Origin of the sequence: Pseudomonas kuykendallii (assembly GCF_900106975.1) — a bacterium.
Taxonomy (GTDB): domain Bacteria; phylum Pseudomonadota; class Gammaproteobacteria; order Pseudomonadales; family Pseudomonadaceae; genus Pseudomonas_O; species Pseudomonas_O kuykendallii.
Window position 1 is genome coordinate 428,794 of record NZ_FNNU01000005.1, and the last position, 16,447, is coordinate 445,240.

Genomic DNA, 16,447 nt, shown 5'->3' on the forward strand with positions numbered 1-16,447 from the left:
TAGCTGTTGTGGCGACGACTCCTGTGGTCGCCAAAGATTGTGTGAGGGTGAGGAACGAGAAAGGTGGTCACGACTGCATGACGTTCACCCCGAAAGAACAACAAGTCGCCGCAAATTACGGGGTGCGTCTTGGCGCTCCATTTAAAGACGTTAAGCGCCAACTCACCAACAGCGGGTGGAGTATCGATAAAGATTGGCTTAGTGAAAACGCGGCGGATACTAAGGGTGAAGTTCAGCCGGTCTGTGGCAATGGGCAGGATTCCGTTTGCTCCATTACCTTTGCCAAAGGCAAGTTGCAAATTTATTTGGTGCTGAGTGGCACGAATGATGGGCTTCCTCTGATCAGCCTAGAAGAACAACCCTAGTATGGACCACCAATCTAACCCTGCAGTCGAGCGGGACAGCCAAAAGCTGCGCTTTTGGTTCCCTACGCTTCGCTCCGGCTGCCCCTCACTTCCACGTTGGCCGCATTTGGCACTTATAGAGGCGTTGCGGGCAGATAACTCCGTAGAGTTCCACCTGGACTCCAGCATCCTGTAGATCATTCGATGGATAACCTCACGGGAGCCTATTCCAGGCGTATCAATATCCAGCACAGACTGGTTTATCAATCGCTCCAGGATGAACAGACGGTGAAGGTTCTCAGGCGCTGGCCCATCTACGCGTGACCGACGCTCGACAGTTCTTCGACACTTGCAGGCCCGGAAAGCAAAAAGCCCCGAGAACCTGCTGGCTCTCGGGGCTTTAGCTTTTTGGTCTGGCGGTGAAGGTGGGATTCGAACCCACGATACGGTTTCCCGTATACACACTTTCCAGGCGTGCTCCTTCAACCGCTCGGACACTTCACCGGATCTCGGCGGACTGTCTGGTCCGTCGAGGCGCGCTAATTTAGTCGAAGGCCGCCACGAAGGCAAACTTTTTTTCAGGCTATTCATGCGTTTAGGTGGCGGGCGTTTTTCGAGGGGCGCTCCGCTCGCCGCCGTGGTCGATCGGCACGCCTTCCGGCCCGGCACCGGGCGGAAAACCGCCGGATGGCTGACTCACCGGTCAGTCACGGCGCTTTACCTGTGGCCCGCGGGTGGGTAAGTTCGGCCGACTAATTCCAAGGAATACCCGCCATGAGTGAGCTGATCTCCTACCACCTCGAGGACGGCGTTGCGACCCTGACGCTGAGCAACGGCAAGGTCAACGCGATCTCCCCGGACATGATCGTCGCCTTCAACGAGGCGCTGGATCGGGCGACACAGGACAAGGCGATCGTCATCATCACCGGCCAACCCGGCATTCTCTCGGGCGGATACGACCTCAAGGTGATGACCTCGGGCCCGCAGAACGCCATCGAGCTGGTGGCGCAGGGTTCGACGCTGGCGCGACGGATGCTCGCGCACCCCTACCCGATCATCGTTGCCTGCCCCGGTCATGCGGTGGCCAAGGGCGCCTTCATTCTGCTCTCGTCGGACTACCGGATCGGCGTCGACGGGCCGTTCAACATCGGTCTGAACGAAGTACAGATCGGCATGACCATGCATCACGTCGGTATCGAGCTGGCGCGCGACCGCCTTGGCAAGGCCGCGTTCCAGCGCTCGGTCATCAATGGCGAAATGTTCGACCCGCAGGGCGCGCGGGAGGCCGGTTTCCTCGACCGGGTGGTATCGGTCGGCGAATTGCTGCCCACCGCGAAGGCCGTCGCCGCGCAGTTCAAGAAGATCAACATGAACGCGCACCGCAAGACCAAGCTGAAGGTTCGCAAGGCGCTGCTGGAAACGCTCGACGAGGCCATCGAGCTGGATAAACAGCACGCCGTCTGAGCCGCACAAAGCGCTCCGAAAGCCCGGCCCCGTGCCGGGCTTTTTGTTGCCAAGTGCCCGGCTGGCGCGGCCGCGAATCCCGATTGCCGAAAACAGTGAACACTCATACACTCGGCGCCGTTTTCATTCCCGGGCGACGATCGATGCTGTTTCTCCTGCGTATGTTCTTCATGGGCGTGCATTTCATTGTGGCCGGCATCCTCGGCTTGCTGATCGGTATCTGCCGTCCGTTCAACCCGGATAACAGCAGGCTCTGCGCCCGCCTCTACGCACTCGGCGGGCTGCCCATTCTGGGGTTGCGGCTGAAGGCCGAAATGGATACGCCGAGGGATGTGCGCACCTGCGTTTACATCGCCAACCACCAGTCCAACTACGACCTCTACGTACTCGGCCGCGTCGTCCCGCGGCGCACGGTGAGCATCGGCAAGAAGAGCCTGAAATGGGTGCCACTGTTCGGCCAGTTGTACTGGCTGGCCGGCAATGTGCTGATCGACCGCAGCAACGCCCGTCAGGCGCGCCAGGCGCTGCAGGCCACCACCGATGCGCTGCAGCATCGCGACACCTCGATCTGGGTGTTCCCCGAGGGCACGCGCAACCAGGGTGAATTGCTGCCGTTCAAGAAAGGCGCGTTCCAGATCGCCGTGGATGCCGGCGTCCCCATCGTCCCGGTCTGCATCAGCAGCTACGCACGGAGCATTCGCCTGAATCGCTGGAGCAGCGGGCGCGTCCTGATTCGCTCGTTGCCCGCCATCCCGACCCTGGGGCTGACCCAGCACGACCTGCCGGCGCTGGCAGAGCGCTGCCGGGTGCAGATGCAGCTATGCATACAGGCGATGGACCAGGAACTGGCGCGCGACTGAATCGATGCGGATACGAAAAAGCCCGGCAATCGCCAGGCTTTTTTTTGTTGGGCGGCGATCAGGCCGTGTCGGTGACTTTCTCGCGGGCTGGCGAGAGCTGTGCGAACCGTTCACCGGCGACGAAGCGCATGATCCACTCGGCTACCGTGGGGCCGTGGTGCGGATGCTCCAGACTGGCGATGCCCTGCTGGTAGACATGCTCGCCAATGCACTTCTGGCGGATGTCCAGCAACGCCCGGGAATAGTCCGGAATGAACTCCGGATGGCCCTGGAAGCACAGCACCTGATCCTCGATACGGTAGGCGGCGATCGGGCAGAAATCGCTGGAGGCCAGCACCGTGGCCTTTTCCGGCAACTGCGTGACCTGATCCTGGTGGCTGATCAGAAGAGTCAGTTCCTCCACCGCCGGCTTCATCCAGGCCGGCTGTTCGGCGAGGCGGTATCGGTGGATGCCTACGCCCCAGCCCTGGCTCGCACGCTCGCTGCGGCCACCCAGCAGCAGTGCCAGCAACTGGTGGCCGAAGCAGATGCCGAGCAGCTTGTCGCCGCGCCGGTAACGATCGAGGAGGAAGGCTTTGAGCGTCTGGATCCACGGGTCGCTGGCGAAGGAATCGGCCTTGCTACCGGTTACCAGGTAGGCGTCGTAGCGCTCGTCGTCGTCCGGGTAGACGCCCTCGACGACGTTGAACAGCTCGAAACGGGCCGGAATCGGTTGCTGCGCGAACAGGCGCTCGAACATGCGCCCGTAACCCTGATAACGGTCGACCAGTTCGGGACGAAGGCTATCGGTTTCAAGAATGCAGATACGAAGCGACATTGGCGAATCCCGATTGTGACGATAAGGCGCACCCATGACGGATGATGGCCTTTTCTTAACATAGCCTCCGCTTCCGCGAAACAGGCTTCGGCTCACTGGCATGCTCCGCGACCTTATCGAACCGGACGATGGCCGCGCCTGAATCATCAGCCGCTTCGATGTTCACCATGCGCGCCATTCACTTCCTGGTGCGCCGGCACTCGGCAATGATTCAGCCATCGGGCACATCGCCCCATTGCCATTTCGAGGATACGCAGATGAACAAATACGCCGCCATCGCCAGCCTTATCGCCGCCTCCGCTTTCGCCACGCCGGCCTACTCGGAGTTCTATCGTCCGACGCCGAAAAGCACCGGCCAAAGTGACCGCAAGGCAGCCGCCAGCAAGCATCCCTGATACGGATCGCCACCTCACGGTGGCGCCGAGGAGACGAACGATGACCAATGTCCTTCACAGCAAGCATGCCTACGGCGTCACCTACGTGACCGTGAGCGATGCGGGGCTGGAGTTTGAAAGCGAGGCCGCGCTGCATCTCGATGATGGTGGCCTGATGACCCTGAAGGTTCCAACGCTGCACAGCGAGCGACTGGCCGTACATGACCTGCTCTGTCTGCAGAACGGTCTATGCCAGGCGGCCTGAAGGCCGCTGGTTTTCGCCTTGATGCCTCTACTCAATCGGTCACGTTCACGCCATCGGCGCGGTCCTGATCGACAGGAGCAACCGCTGATGAACAGCCAGACCGTGAGATTCGCTCGTAACGGTGCCTTCGGCGCCATCTGCCTGTACCTGCTGGTGGCGCTTCCGCTGCTGGTGGTCAGCATGGCCCCGCACACCGCCAACGCGGCCTCGGCGGCTACGTTGGAAAGGCCCCGCTGACCTCGCGGTAGGCGTTCGCCCGAAGCGACGTACCTGATAAGGCACAGGGGCGCAACCTCAGCCGAAGCCCTCAACAGCCATTCCTGCCGGCCTGAAAGGCGCCGGCACCCTACTGCTTGCGCCGGTTTTCCATCTCGCTGCCGATCTGCCGCCGCTGTTGCTCCAGCGAAGGGCGCTCCTGCACGGAAGGTTCGGGCGCCACGTCGCGCGCGTTGTTGTTCGAGTTGTAGGCTGGTGCGTTGGGCGCGCGGGGCGCCATCGGTGCGCGCGGTGCCTGGTTCGTGACGTTGCCCGGAGCGACGCCGGAGGTGCCGCCCGACGATTGTTGCACCGGGGCCGCGCGCATGCCTGGCGAGTCGGCGACAGCGCCGCTGCTGGCGAACACGCACAACGCGAACAGCAGCGGCAGCCCGGCGGTTCGGATGGCCGTAGTCATGGTTGTTCGCCTCCTGTGGTCTGCTTGCGCAGTTGCTCTTCGGTGGTCTTCTGGTCTTCGGCGCGGGGTTGTTCACCTTCCTGATTCATGCGCTTGTGCTTCTCGCCAACCCTGCTCGCCTGCTCTTCGGTGTTCTCGACCGACTCTTTTCGCTGACCTGACATGCTGAGGTCCTCCGCTGTGGGTCCTGGAGTTTTGGCATCACGCGCAGGCAAAGGTGCTATCGGGTGGCCTCCGCCAGCTGACCGGCGGGCAAGAAAAAGCCCGGCGGGTGCCGGGCTCTTTGTACCTTTCACGGCTCAGAAGCGCGTGCCGCTGGCCGCCTTCTCCCGCAACAGCGCCGGGGGCTCGAAGCGCTCGCCGTACTGTTCGGCGAGGTACTGCGCGCGGGCGATGAAGTCATCGATGCCGTACTGGTTGATGAACTGCAGCGCACCGCCGCTCCAGGCGGCGAAACCGATGCCCATGATCGAGCCGACGTTGGCATCGGCCACCGAGTTCAACACGCCCTCCTCCAGGCAGCGCACGGTTTCCAGGGCCTGCACGAACAACAGGCGGTCGCGCACGTCCTCCTCGGAAATGCGCGCCTCGGCCTTCTCGAAGTGCTCCTTGAGTCCAGGCCACAAGTGCTTCTTGGCACCGGCCGGATAATCGTAGAAGCCGCCTCCGGCGGCCTTGCCGGGGCGTTTGTACTCCTCCAGCATCAGCGCGATGGTGGCGAACGCCGGGTGCTGTGGCACCGGCTTGCCTTCGCCGGCGAGGTCCTTCTCGGCCTGCTGGCGGATGTGCTGCATCAGGCTCAGGGAAACCTCGTCGGAGATCGCCAGCGGGCCGACCGGCATCCCCGCCTTGCGCGCCTCGTTCTCGATCAGCGCCGCACCGATGCCTTCGCCGAGCATGGCGATGCCCTCGTTGGTGAAGGTGCCGAACACCCGCGAGGTGAAGAAGCCGCGGCTGTCCTCGACGACGATGGGCGTCTTCCTGATCTGCTGGACGAAGTCGAAGCCGCGCGCCAGGGTTTCCTCCGAGGTCTGCGCGCCGCGGATGATTTCCACCAGCGGCATCTTGTCCACCGGGCTGAAGAAATGCAGGCCGATGAATTTCTCCGGGAGCACCACGGCCGACGCCAGGCCGGTGATCGGCAGCGTCGAGGTGTTGGAGGCGATCAAGGCATCGGGCAGCGCAGAAGCCTCGGCGCTGGCGGTGACCTTGGCCTTCAACGCGCGGTCCTCGAAAACTGCCTCGATGATCAGGTCGCAGCCGGAAAACGCCGCATCGCTGTCGGTCGGCTGGATCCGCGCGAGGATGGCATCGCGTGCTTCCGCGCTCATGTGGCCGCGGCCGACCTTCTTATCCAGCAGCTTGGCCGAGTAGACCTTGCCCTTCTCGGCCGCTTGCGTCGACACATCCTTGAGCACCACCTCGATGCCGGCGACAGCCGACACGTAGGCGATGCCCGCGCCCATCATGCCGGCGCCGAGAACGCCGACCCGGCTGACCTTGCGCCGCTCGAAGCCCTTGGGCCGGGAGCCGCCGGCATTGATTTCATTGAGCTGGAACCAGAAGGTGCCGATCATGTTCTTCGCCACCTGGCCGGTCGCAAGCTCGGTGAAGTAGCGCGTTTCGATCAGGTGCGCGGTGTCGAAATCCACCTGCGCGCCCTCCACCGCCGCGCACATGATCTTCTCCGGCGCCGGGAAGCAGCCCTTGGTCTTGTCACGCAGCACCGACGGCGCGATGGCGAGCATCTGCGCCACCGCCGGGCTCGACGGCGTGCCGCCGGGAATCCTGTAGCCCTTCTGGTCCCACGGCTGGCTGGCGTTCGGGTTGGCCAGCACCCAGGCTCGCGCCTGGCTCAGCAGGTCTTCGCGGCTGCTGGCGAGGGCGTGGATCAAGCCGGCCCTGAGCGCTTCCTGCGGACGCACCTTCCTGCCTTCGGCGAGGTAGGGCAAGGCCTTCTCCAGACCGAGCAGGCGCACCATGCGCACTACCCCACCGCCGCCGGGCAACAGGCCGAGGGTGACCTCCGGCAAGCCCAGCTGCACGCTGGAATCGTCCAGCGCGATGCGCTGATGGCAGGCCAGGCAGATTTCCCAGCCACCACCCAGCGCCGCGCCATTGATGGCGGCCACGACCGGCTTGCCGAGCGTTTCCAGGCGGCGCAGCTGCGCCTTCAGGCCGAGCACCATGCGGTAGAAACCTTCGGCATCGGCCGGGGTGACCTTGACCAGTTCGTTGAGGTCGCCGCCGGCGAAGAAGGTCTTCTTGCCCGAGGTGACGATCACCCCGGCGATGGAGTCCTTCTCCGCCTCAAGGCGCGCGACGGTGTCGGCCATGGCGGCGCGGTAGGTCGCATTCATGGTGTTGGCGCTCTGGCCGGGGATGTCGATGGTCAGCAGGACGACATTGTCCTGGTCTTTCTCGTAACGGATGGCATCGGTCATTGTGTTGTTCTCCTGATGGAGGAGCGCCTCAGGGGCATTACGGGCGAAGGTCAGGCAAGGCGGAAATCCCCGGAGTTGGCTGTAGCCAATGAGCATTCTCGGTGGATTTCCAACGCGGCATGGCCGAGCGCAGTAGCCCGTGATCGCTCCTCAGAGGCGTTCGATGATGGTGGCGATACCCATGCCGCCGCCGACGCAGAGCGTCGCCAGGCCGTAGCGCGACTGGCGGCGCTCCAGCTCGTCGAGCAGCGTGGCGAGGATGATGCAACCGGTGGCGCCGAGCGGATGGCCCATGGCGATGGAACCGCCGTTGATGTTGACCCTGTCTTCGCTGACGCCCATCTCGCGCATGAAGCGCATCACCACGGAGGCGAACGCCTCGTTGACCTCGAACAGGTCGATGTCCTCGACCCGCAGCCCGGCCTTGGCCAGCGCCTTGCGCGTGGCCGGCGCTGGGCCGGTGAGCATGATGGTCGGATCGCTGCCGGTCACCGCGGTGGCGACGATACGGCCGCGCGCCTTCAGGCCCAGCTCGCGGCCCTTGGCCTCGGAGCCGATCAGCATGGCCGCGGCGCCATCGACGATGCCCGAGCTGTTGCCCGGCGTGTGCACGTGCTCGATGCGTTCCAGATAGCTGTACTTGCGCAGCGCCGTGGCATCAAAGCCCATCTGCCCCATCATCTCGAAGCTCGGCTTGAGGGCGCCGAGGCCTTCCAGGGTGGAATCCGCGCGGATGAACTCGTCGTTGTCGAGCAGGACGATGCCGTTCTGGTCGGTCACCGGCACCAGCGTGCGGGCGAAGCGCTGCTCGGCGCGAGCCCGGGCGGCTTTCTGCTGCGAGCGCAGGGCGAAGGCATCGACGTCCTGACGGCTGAACCCTTCGAGGGTAGCGATCAGGTCGGCGCCGATCCCCTGCGGGACGAACTGGGTATGCAGGTTGGTTTCCGGGTCCATCGCCCAAGCGCCGCCATCCGACCCCATCGGCACCCGCGACATGGACTCCACGCCGCCGACCAGCACCAGGTCCTCGAAGCCCGAGCGTACCTTCATCGCGCCAATGTTCACCGCTTCCAGGCCGGAGGCGCAGAAACGGTTGATCTGCTGTCCGGCGACCTGCTCGTCCCAGTCGGCCACCAGCGCGGCGGTCTTGGCGATGTCGGCGCCCTGGTCGCCCACCGGCGTCACGCAGCCGAGCACGATGTCGTCGACCTGCGTGGTGTCCAGGTCATTGCGCTGCTGGATCGCGCGCAACAGCCCGGCCATCAGGTTCACCGGCTTGACGCTGTGCAGCGCACCGTCCTTCTTGCCCTTGCCGCGGGGCGTGCGCACCGCGTCGAAAATCATTGCTTCGGTCATGGTTTGTTCTCGTTTTGCTCACGAACGAACCGGCGGCAGGCCGGGGTGAGTTCACCTTAATCGCGCGTGTGCAGGTGGCAATGACCGATGCGCTCAGCGAACTTGACCGCGACGCTCAGACGAACGGCAACCCGTCGACGCATGGGGCAAGGCGCCTGGAGAGGCTCTGGAATGGGGAATCGCGGCGGAAAAGCCAGCGTCGGGGCAAACACAGCGAAGCGGTGCAACAGGACACGGCGCGTGGAGTCTACTCGAACAGACGCTATCGACCGGCAGCGCCGCCCGCGTGCCGACCGGTCGCAGCACCGTCAACAACAAGAAGAAAGGCCGTGCCTATGTTCAAAAAGCCGAAAATGCGCCAGGCAGGATTGATCGTGGTCGCCATCGCCCTGATCCTGATCGTCCCGAACCTCACCGGCTTCATCGGCTGAAGCCGTTGCCCCTCAGCTCGACGCGGGCAGCAGCCAGAGCAGCAGCAACGGAAGAAACACGAACGAGAGCAACGTCGAACACAGCACCAGGCTCGCCACGTCTTCCGGCGAGCGGTTCGCACGGACCGCGAACAGGTAGTTGAACACCGCCACCGGCATCGCCGACTGCATCACCAGCACGCCCAGACTCAGCGGCGGCAGGCCGAGCAGCACGCCAACCAGCCAGCCGACACCGGCTCCGCACATAATCCGCAATCCGCCGAGCAGCATCCCGCTGCCCAGGTGATGCACGCGGATCGATGCCAGCGAGACGCCGAGCGTAAGCAGCATCAACGGAATGGTCATCCCGGCCAGCAGATCGAGGCTGTTGTCCAGCCAGCGCGGCAGCTCGATGTCGAAGATCACCAGCGGCAGGGCCAGCACCAGGCTGATCAGGATCGGATTGCTGAAGACTTTCTTCAGCGGGGGCGCGCTGCCGGAAATCGCCGGCCCGATGCTGAAATGCCCCACCGAGAGGACCATGAAGAATGCCACCGCCAGCGCCAGACCGTGCTCACCGAAGGCATACAGGCTCATCGGCAGACCCATGTTGCCGGAGTTGGGAAACAGGAAGCCCGGCACCAGCACCCGCCAATCCTTGCCCGACACCCGACTGGCGATCAACCCGACCACGCCCATGGCGACGGTGACCAGCACACAGGCGATGGCCATCTCGGCGAAGGCATGACGATCGAGCTGCGCGCGGCTGAGGGTGGAAAGAATCAGGCAGGGCGTGGCTATGTTCAGCACCAGCTTGGCGATGAAGTCGGTGGGGTACGCATGGCCGCTGCGGGCCCAGCCATAACCGAGTCCGGCGGTGATCAGAACGGGGGCCAGAACGGCGAACAACTGGGCCAGCATGGTGACTCCGAAGCAGGAAAACACCCATGCTAGCGGGCCGCGACACCCGGCCGCAATCGACGGCGGCGAAGCGGCGGAGTTGCGTCCATCAGCCGGTGCACACGCATCAGGCTTGCCAGCCAGACGGCGCCGACCTACCCTGCCGAGCTTATCTGCGTACATCCCTAGGTAGATCAATGTCCCTGGAAAAGAATTACACGGAAATCCTGGCCGAGATCGGCGAGGACGTGAACCGCGAGGGCCTGCTGGACACCCCCAAACGGGCGGCCAAGGCCATGCAGTACCTCTGCCGCGGTTACCAGCAGACGCTGGAAGAAGTCACCAACGGCGCGCTGTTCAGCTCCGACAACAGCGAGATGGTGCTGGTGAAGAACATCGAGCTGTACTCGATGTGCGAACACCACATGCTTCCGTTCATTGGCAAGGCGCATGTCGCCTACCTGCCCAGCGGCAAGGTTCTCGGCCTGTCGAAGGTCGCCCGCATCGTGGACATGTACGCGCGCCGCCTGCAGATTCAGGAAAACCTCACCCGGCAGATCGCCGATGCCGTGCAGAGCATCACCCATGCCGCCGGCGTCGCGGTGGTCATCGAGGCGCAGCACATGTGCATGATGATGCGCGGCGTGGAGAAGCAGAATTCCTCGATGGTCACCTCGGTGATGCTCGGCGAGTTCCGCGAGAACTCCGACACCCGCGCCGAGTTCCTCAGCCTGGTGAACTGAACCACCCGCCATCGAGCGGCAAGAAAAAACCGGCCCTCGAGGCCGGTTTTTCGTTTCTCAGTCGAGCATCCCGACGTGCCGCGGATGGCTCGCCACCCGCTTCATCCAGGCCTGGATCGCGGGGAATCCGGCGAGGTCGAAGCCGCCTTCGTCAGCAATGTGGGTGTAGGCGTAGAGCGCGATGTCGGCGATGGTGTACTGCTCGCCCACCAGATACGGCGTGCGCTGCAACTGCTGCTCCATCACCGCGAAGGCGTGGTAGCCGTCGATCAGCTTGCCTTCGTACTCTTCGCGACGCGCCTCCGGCATGCCCTCCAGCCACTTGATGCGCCGCGCCACGGCCACGAACGGCTCATGGCTGTACTGCTCGAAGAACTGCCACTGCAGCACCTGGGTACGCAGGCGAGGCTCGGTCGGCAGCAGGTCGCTGCCGTCGGCGAGGAAATTCAGGATCGCGTTGGACTCCCACAGCGTGGTGCCGTCTTCGAGTTGCAGCACCGGAATCTTGCCGTTCGGATTCAGCGCGAGGAACTCGGGGCTCTTGGTGCCGCCGTTGAGGATATCCACCGTCACCCACTCGTAAGGCTTGCCGAGCAGGTTGAGGATGAGTTTGACCTTGTAGCAGTTGCCCGACCGGAAATCGCCGTAAACCTTGTACATGCCGATGCTCCCTATGTTTCCGTACTCAGGCCGCCTCAGCAGCCTGGGCTTCGCGTATCACGCCTGCCAGCCGCCTGAGGCCTTCGCTCAGTCGTTCCGGCGCCACATGGCTGAAGTTCAGCCGCAGATAACCCGGATTGGCCTCCGGATCGATGAAGAAAGGCTCGCCCGGCATGAAGGCGACATTCTGCGCCAGGGCCGGATTCAACAGTGTGCGCGTGTCCAGCGGACGATGCAGCTTGAGCCAGTAGAACAGCCCGCCCTGCGGCACTTCCCAGCTGGCGAGGTCGCCGAAATGCTCTTCCAGCGCCGCCTGCATCGCATCGCGGCGGGTGCGATAGAAGCTGCGCAGCTCGACCAGGTGCGCGCGGTACTGCTCGCTGCCCAGCCACTGCAGCGCCTGCCACTGGCCGATGCGGTTGGTGTGCAGGTCGGCCGACTGCTTCAGCCGCAGCAGATGCGGATAAAGGTCCGGCGTGGCGATCAGAAAGCCCACGCGCAGGCCCGGCAGCAGCGTCTTGGACACGGTGCCGGTGTAGATCCAGCTGGTCTTTTTCAGGCGCGTGACGATCGGCGTGGCGCTGCCGCCGTCGAAGGTCAGCTCGCGATAGGGTTCGTCTTCGATCAGGGTGACCTGGAATTCGTCGAGCAGCGCCGCCACGGCATCGCGCTTGGCCTCGCTGTAGCGCACCGCGGACGGATTCTGGAAGGTCGGGATCAGGTAGGCGAAGGCCGGCTTGCGGGTTTCCAGCGCTTCGCGCAGGGCGCCCAGTTCCGGACCGTCGGCTTCCTGCGGCACGCCGATGCAGTCGGCGCCGAACAGCTGGAATGCCTGCAGCGCGGCCAGGTAGGTCGGCGCTTCGAGCAGCACTTCGGTGCCCGGATCGATGAACAGCTTGGCGGCGAGGTCGAGCGTCTGCTGCGAACCGCTGACGATCAGCACCTGGCTGGCTTCGCAGGGCACGCCCAGGGCGCGCGCCTCGGCGGCAATCGCCTCGCGCAGCGCCGGCTCGCCTTCGCTCATGCCGTACTGGCCGATGCTCGCCGGCAGCGCGCTCCAGTCCATCGCCGGCAGCATGGATTCGGCCGGCAAACCGCCGGCGAAAGACATCACTTCCGGACGCTGCGCCGCGGCGAGAATTTCGCGGATGAGGGAACTCTTGAGACGGGAAACGCGTTCGGAAAAGGCCATGATGTCACCGGAGCAAGGCGTGGAATTTTGGTCAAACTGCTTGACCGAAACTACGCTGCCCGTTGTATAAACGTCAATATGACTGACCTAAAAAAATCGACCGATCAGCGCCAGGCGATGGAAGCCTTCTTTTTCGGCTACCAGGCCTTCACCGCCAAGCCTGACGAGATGCTCGCGCGGCGCGGACTGTCCCGCGTGCACCATCGCATCCTGTTCTTCATCGCCCGCTACCCGGGGCTCAGCGTGAAGGAGCTGCTCGGCTACCTGGGCGTCAGCAAACAGGCGCTGAGCACCCCGTTGCGCCAGCTGGTGGAAATGCGCCTGGTGCAGAGCGTGACCGCCGAGGATGACAAACGTAAGCGCCTGCTCGGTTTCACCGCCGAAGGTGCGAAGCTCGAACAGGCCCTGCGTCGCGAGCAGGCGCGAATCCTCCAGCGGGTGTTCGCCGAGACCGGCGAGCAGGCGGTGGAAGGCTGGCTCGCGGTGAACCGGGCGCTGAGCGCCGGGCGCCTGGCCGGCGGCGAAGAGGACTGACGTCTCAGGCGATCTGTTCGCGCACCTCGGCCGCGCCCTTGAAGAACACCACCATCATCGCCAGCGTGGCGCCGAGCAGGGGCAGCATGCCCAGCAGCATCAGCACCAGGGTCGCCATCATCAGCCCGCCGACGATCTCCAGCCAGGCCATCAGGCGGAACACCGGATAGACGTTCTGCACCTTCAGCAGCCGAATGCCGTACCAGGTGCTGCTGGCGCCGAGCGCGAACACCAGGCCGAAGTACACCAGCGTTTCCCAGCTGAAATGGGTGAACGAGCGGTTGCCGAAGGCCAGGTCGAAGGCTTCCATCAGCAGGCTCAGCGCCACCACCGTCCACACCGGCGCGCCCAGCCCGCGCGCATCGAAGCGGGCCTGGGCGAAGGCGTTCAGGCGCAGCAACAGGTAATCCCCCAGCAGCACCATGACCAGACCGAGCCAGTTCGAGTAGCGCTCCAGCCCGGCCTGCGCGGTCAGTCCGCCGACGAACGCCAGCACCAGCAGCACCAGTGTGCCGAGCACCGAAACCAGGCTCAGCCAGCCGAGCAGTTCCAGTTGCGCGACACTCCAGCCAGGCAGTTTCGAGGGGCAGTGGTCATCGACCAGTGCTACCTGGGGCGCGCTGTAGGGGTTTTCTTCCATGTTCCGATCTCCATGACACTGGACAGTGCAGACAGTACCTACCGATACAGTTCAATAACAGTCCCAGACTGTACTGCTCAAAGCAAAACCGGCTGTATGGCGACGCCATCCGGGGGCGCCCTTAGGCTTTCCCCTCCCAAGGAGAACGCCCATGAGCCCGGACCTGCTGGTCGCCCTGATCGCCTTTGCCTTCGTCACCTCGGTCACGCCCGGACCGAACAACATGATGCTCCTCGCGTCAGGCGTTAACTTCGGCGTGCGTCGCACGCTGCCGCACATGCTCGGCATCAGCCTGGGCTTCATGCTGCTGGTGATCGCCGTCGGCCTTGGCCTCGGCCAGCTATTCGAGCGCGTGCCGCTGCTGTTCACCGCGCTGCGTTACCTGGGCGCGGCCTACATGCTCTACCTCGCCTGGAGGATTGCCGGCTCCGCCGCGCCGCAAACCCGCGCCGACGCGCGTGGCAAACCGTTCACCTTCCTTCAGGCCGCCGCCTTCCAATGGGTCAACCCGAAAGCCTGGATCATGGCGATAGGCGCCATCACCACCTATGCGCCCCAGGAGAATTTCATCATCAATGTGCTGCTGATTGCCGCGCTGTTCGCCCTGATAAACTGCCCCAGCGTCGGACTCTGGACGGTTGCCGGCAGCCTGTTGCGGCGCTGGCTGGAGCGGCCGCGCATCCTGCGTGTGTTCAACGTCGGCATGGCGCTGTTGCTGGTGGCCTCGCTGTACCCCATTTTCACGGATGTTCAGGGAGCGTTCCGATGAACCAGATGACGACGGCGCGGGTACGTCCGTTCGCCGACAGTGCGCCCTCGGCGGTAGTGGCCGGCTTCATCGCCATGCTGGTCGGCTATACCAGTTCGCTGGTGCTGATGTTCCAGGCCGGGCAGAACGCCGGGCTCAGCGGCGGCCAGATCGCTTCGTGGATCTGGGCGCTGTCGATCGGCATGGCGGTGTGCAACATCGGCCTTTCGCTGTACTACCGCACGCCGGTGACCGTCGCCTGGTCCACGCCGGGCGCGGCGCTGCTGGTGACCAGCCTTGCCGGTGTGCCGTACAGCGAGGCGATCGGTGCCTATTTGTTCAGCGCCGCGCTGGTGCTGCTCTGCGGCCTTACCGGCAGCTTCGAGAAGATCATGCGCAAGCTGCCCGGCTCGCTGTGCGCCGCCCTGCTCGCCGGCATCCTGTTCAAGATCGGCAGCGAAATCTTCGTCGCCGCGCAGCACCGTACCGGGCTGGTGCTGGGCATGTTCTTCAGTTACCTGATCGCCAAGCGTCTGGCACCGCGCTATGCGGTGCTGGTGGCGCTGCTGGTCGGCTGCGTGCTGGCGGGCGCCCTGGGGCTGCTGGATTTCAGCCACTTCACCCTGGAACTGGCAGCACCGGTGTGGACCACGCCGAGCTTCTCCTTCGCCTCCGTGGTCAGCATCGGCATTCCGCTGTTCGTGGTGATGATGACCTCGCAGAACATGCCCGGCGTCGCGGTGCTGCGCGTCGACGGCTACCAGACACCGGCCTCCCCGCTGGTCAGCGCGACCGGGATCATCTCGCTGATCACCGCCCCGTTCGGCGCCCACGGCATCGGTCTGGCGGCGATCAGCGCCGCCATCTGCACCGGCCCGCACGCCCACGAAGACAAGAACAAGCGTTACACCGCAGCCTTCTGGTGCGGCATCTTCTACGCCATCGCCGGTACTTTCGCCGCCACCCTGGCCGCGCTGTTCGCCGCCTTCCCGCGCGAGCTGGTGCTGTCGATCGCCGCGCTCGCCCTCCTCGGCTCGATCATGAACGGCCTGACCAATGCCATGCAGGACGCCCGCGAGCGCGAGGCGGCGCTGGTGACCTTCATGATCACCGCCTCCGGCATGACCCTGCTGTCCATCGGCTCGGCGTTCTGGGGCATCGTCGGCGGCGTGGTGACCCTGCTGATCCTCAACGGGCGCAAAGCCTGATCGCACTCAACGCGCCGCGGCTCTCCAGGATGGTCTCGATACGCTTCAGTAGGGTGCGCCGTGCGCACCGCGGCCGCCGTCGAGTAACACATCCGCAGAAATCGAGCCTCCCCGGTGCGCGCAGCGCACCCTACGGCTGCTGATTGCAACCCGATTGTAGGGTGCGCCGTGCGCACCATCGGCGCCGTCGCATCCGGCTCCGGATTCATCTCGCGCCCGCAGCAATCGGGGAGCCGCTCGGTGCGTGCAGCGCACCCTACGATGTTGGTTGGGCGCGCGGCGTGAGCACCGCTGTTTCGGGCTGGATTCGTGAGATGTCTGGGCGGTACGCGGATGAGCATTCGTAGGGTGCGCCGTGCGCACCATCGGCGCCGTCGCATCCGGCTCCGGATTCATCACGCGACCGCGGCAATCGAGGAGCGGCTCGGTGCGCGCGGCGCACCCTACGGTGGCGCCGTGCAAAAAAAACGCGGCCGAAGCCGCGTCTGAAGGGGGGTGAAACGAGGAGTACAACGACGTGCAGACGGAGCGCGCCAGGCGCGCCCCGAGGGTGGATCAGAAGAAGCCCAGCGGGTTGGTGTCGTAGCTGACCAGCAGGTTCTTGGTCTGCTGGTAGTGGTCGAGCATCATCTTGTGCGTCTCGCGGCCGACGCCGGACTTCTTGTAGCCGCCGAACGCGGCGTGCGCCGGGTACAGGTGGTAGCAGTTGGTCCATACACGACCGGCCTTGATCGCCCGGCCCATGCGGTAGGCGCGGTTGATGTCGCGGGTCCACAGCCCGGCGCCCAGGCCGAACTCGGTGTCGTTGGCGATCG

General features: G+C 64.4%; 20 protein-coding genes, 1 tRNA gene and 1 pseudogene. 11 read left to right on the forward strand and 11 right to left on the reverse strand.

All coding sequences use genetic code 11. The features are described from left to right. The first annotated feature begins 77 nt into the window (after nucleotides 1-77). Both BLV15_RS21925 and BLV15_RS17915 read left to right on the forward strand, forming a co-directional pair. The gene (locus tag BLV15_RS21925) at nucleotides 78-365 is read left to right on the forward strand and encodes a hypothetical protein (RefSeq protein WP_139210740.1); all 288 of its coding nucleotides are present in this window, start codon (nucleotides 78-80) and stop codon (nucleotides 363-365) included. 144 nt (nucleotides 366-509) lie between these two features. Continuing rightward, nucleotides 510-668: pseudogene (locus tag BLV15_RS17915) on the forward strand (type II toxin-antitoxin system YoeB family toxin); the annotation flags it as partial. A 90-nt stretch (nucleotides 669-758) separates the two neighbouring features. Here BLV15_RS17915 and BLV15_RS17920 read toward each other — a convergent pair. Further along, a tRNA-Ser gene (locus BLV15_RS17920) sits at nucleotides 759-848 on the reverse strand. Nucleotides 849-1,118: 270 nt separating this feature from the next. Between BLV15_RS17920 and BLV15_RS17925 the strand changes: the two genes are divergently transcribed. Both BLV15_RS17925 and BLV15_RS17930 read left to right on the forward strand, forming a co-directional pair. Continuing rightward, nucleotides 1,119-1,808 carry a crotonase/enoyl-CoA hydratase family protein gene (locus tag BLV15_RS17925; protein WP_090231051.1) on the forward strand — a complete coding sequence of 230 codons (690 nt, stop codon included), beginning with the start codon at nucleotides 1,119-1,121 and terminating at the stop codon, nucleotides 1,806-1,808. A 143-nt stretch (nucleotides 1,809-1,951) separates the two neighbouring features. Then, on the forward strand, nucleotides 1,952-2,668 hold the full coding sequence (locus tag BLV15_RS17930) for a 1-acylglycerol-3-phosphate O-acyltransferase (protein WP_090231052.1): 717 nt from the start codon (nucleotides 1,952-1,954) through the stop codon (nucleotides 2,666-2,668). 58 nt (nucleotides 2,669-2,726) lie between these two features. Here the strand turns inward: BLV15_RS17930 and BLV15_RS17935 are convergent, their stop codons facing one another. After that, a complete protein-coding gene (locus BLV15_RS17935; protein WP_090231053.1) occupies nucleotides 2,727-3,485 on the reverse strand; it encodes an amidotransferase in 759 nt (252 codons plus the stop codon). A gap of 128 nt (nucleotides 3,486-3,613) precedes the next feature. Between BLV15_RS17935 and BLV15_RS21930 the strand changes: the two genes are divergently transcribed. The 3 genes from BLV15_RS21930 to BLV15_RS22150 all read left to right on the forward strand — a co-directional run bounded on the left by BLV15_RS21930 (nucleotide 3,614) and on the right by BLV15_RS22150 (nucleotide 4,361). Further along, nucleotides 3,614-3,880: a hypothetical protein gene (locus BLV15_RS21930; protein WP_139210741.1), complete on the forward strand. Its 267-nt coding sequence runs from the start codon at nucleotides 3,614-3,616 to the stop codon at nucleotides 3,878-3,880. A 40-nt stretch (nucleotides 3,881-3,920) separates the two neighbouring features. Beyond that, entirely contained in the window at nucleotides 3,921-4,124 is a 204-nt protein-coding gene (ptrC, locus tag BLV15_RS17940) for a type III secretion system co-regulatory protein PtrC (protein WP_090231054.1), read from the forward strand. Nucleotides 4,125-4,211: 87 nt separating this feature from the next. Continuing rightward, complete coding sequence (locus BLV15_RS22150; protein ID WP_175534392.1) at nucleotides 4,212-4,361, forward strand: hypothetical protein; 150 nt, start codon at nucleotides 4,212-4,214, stop codon at nucleotides 4,359-4,361. 109 nt (nucleotides 4,362-4,470) lie between these two features. Here the strand turns inward: BLV15_RS22150 and BLV15_RS17945 are convergent, their stop codons facing one another. From BLV15_RS17945 to BLV15_RS17960, 5 genes are all read right to left on the reverse strand, one after another. Next, nucleotides 4,471-4,797, reverse strand: coding sequence for a hypothetical protein (locus tag BLV15_RS17945; RefSeq protein ID WP_090231055.1), 327 nt, complete (start codon nucleotides 4,795-4,797; stop codon nucleotides 4,471-4,473). Further along, a complete protein-coding gene (locus BLV15_RS22155; RefSeq protein WP_175534381.1) occupies nucleotides 4,794-4,961 on the reverse strand; it encodes a hypothetical protein in 168 nt (55 codons plus the stop codon). Before BLV15_RS22155 ends, BLV15_RS17945 begins: the two co-directional genes overlap by 4 nt. Before the next feature lie 135 nt (nucleotides 4,962-5,096). Continuing rightward, nucleotides 5,097-7,241 (reverse strand): 3-hydroxyacyl-CoA dehydrogenase NAD-binding domain-containing protein, encoded by a 2,145-nt coding sequence (locus BLV15_RS17950; RefSeq protein WP_090231056.1) that lies wholly within the window; start codon nucleotides 7,239-7,241, stop codon nucleotides 5,097-5,099. A 150-nt stretch (nucleotides 7,242-7,391) separates the two neighbouring features. After that, nucleotides 7,392-8,597 (reverse strand): acetyl-CoA C-acetyltransferase, encoded by a 1,206-nt coding sequence (locus BLV15_RS17955; RefSeq protein WP_090231057.1) that lies wholly within the window; start codon nucleotides 8,595-8,597, stop codon nucleotides 7,392-7,394. 443 nt (nucleotides 8,598-9,040) lie between these two features. After that, the gene (locus BLV15_RS17960) at nucleotides 9,041-9,928 is read right to left on the reverse strand and encodes an AEC family transporter (protein ID WP_090231058.1); all 888 of its coding nucleotides are present in this window, start codon (nucleotides 9,926-9,928) and stop codon (nucleotides 9,041-9,043) included. Nucleotides 9,929-10,104: 176 nt separating this feature from the next. Between BLV15_RS17960 and folE the strand changes: the two genes are divergently transcribed. Continuing rightward, nucleotides 10,105-10,650: a GTP cyclohydrolase I FolE gene (folE, locus tag BLV15_RS17965; protein WP_090231059.1), complete on the forward strand. Its 546-nt coding sequence runs from the start codon at nucleotides 10,105-10,107 to the stop codon at nucleotides 10,648-10,650. 57 nt (nucleotides 10,651-10,707) lie between these two features. Here folE and BLV15_RS17970 read toward each other — a convergent pair whose 3' ends face one another. Both BLV15_RS17970 and BLV15_RS17975 read right to left on the reverse strand, forming a co-directional pair. Beyond that, a complete protein-coding gene (locus BLV15_RS17970) occupies nucleotides 10,708-11,310 on the reverse strand; it encodes a glutathione S-transferase family protein (protein ID WP_090231060.1) in 603 nt (200 codons plus the stop codon). Between the two features lie 25 nt (nucleotides 11,311-11,335). Next, nucleotides 11,336-12,502 carry an aminotransferase-like domain-containing protein gene (locus BLV15_RS17975; protein WP_090231061.1) on the reverse strand — a complete coding sequence of 389 codons (1,167 nt, stop codon included), beginning with the start codon at nucleotides 12,500-12,502 and terminating at the stop codon, nucleotides 11,336-11,338. Nucleotides 12,503-12,580: 78 nt separating this feature from the next. Here BLV15_RS17975 and BLV15_RS17980 point away from each other — a divergent pair, with 78 nt between their 5' ends. Beyond that, entirely contained in the window at nucleotides 12,581-13,036 is a 456-nt protein-coding gene (locus BLV15_RS17980) for a MarR family winged helix-turn-helix transcriptional regulator (RefSeq protein ID WP_090231062.1), read from the forward strand. A 4-nt stretch (nucleotides 13,037-13,040) separates the two neighbouring features. Here the strand turns inward: BLV15_RS17980 and BLV15_RS17985 are convergent, their stop codons facing one another. Further along, entirely contained in the window at nucleotides 13,041-13,676 is a 636-nt protein-coding gene (locus BLV15_RS17985; protein ID WP_090231063.1) for a hypothetical protein, read from the reverse strand. Between the two features lie 151 nt (nucleotides 13,677-13,827). On the opposite strand from BLV15_RS17985, the gene BLV15_RS17990 reads away from it, so the two are divergent. Together BLV15_RS17990 and BLV15_RS17995 are read left to right on the forward strand one after the other, a co-directional pair. Then, on the forward strand, nucleotides 13,828-14,445 hold the full coding sequence (locus tag BLV15_RS17990; RefSeq protein WP_090231064.1) for a LysE family translocator: 618 nt from the start codon (nucleotides 13,828-13,830) through the stop codon (nucleotides 14,443-14,445). Then, nucleotides 14,442-15,632 (forward strand): benzoate/H(+) symporter BenE family transporter, encoded by a 1,191-nt coding sequence (locus BLV15_RS17995; protein WP_090231065.1) that lies wholly within the window; start codon nucleotides 14,442-14,444, stop codon nucleotides 15,630-15,632. The genes BLV15_RS17990 and BLV15_RS17995 overlap by 4 nt, the downstream gene beginning before the upstream one ends. 555 nt (nucleotides 15,633-16,187) lie before the next feature. On the opposite strand, the gene BLV15_RS18000 is transcribed toward BLV15_RS17995, so the two are convergent. Continuing rightward, nucleotides 16,188-16,447 (reverse strand): aldehyde dehydrogenase family protein (locus BLV15_RS18000; protein ID WP_139210742.1); only part of this gene is annotated, 260 nt, incomplete at its 5' end.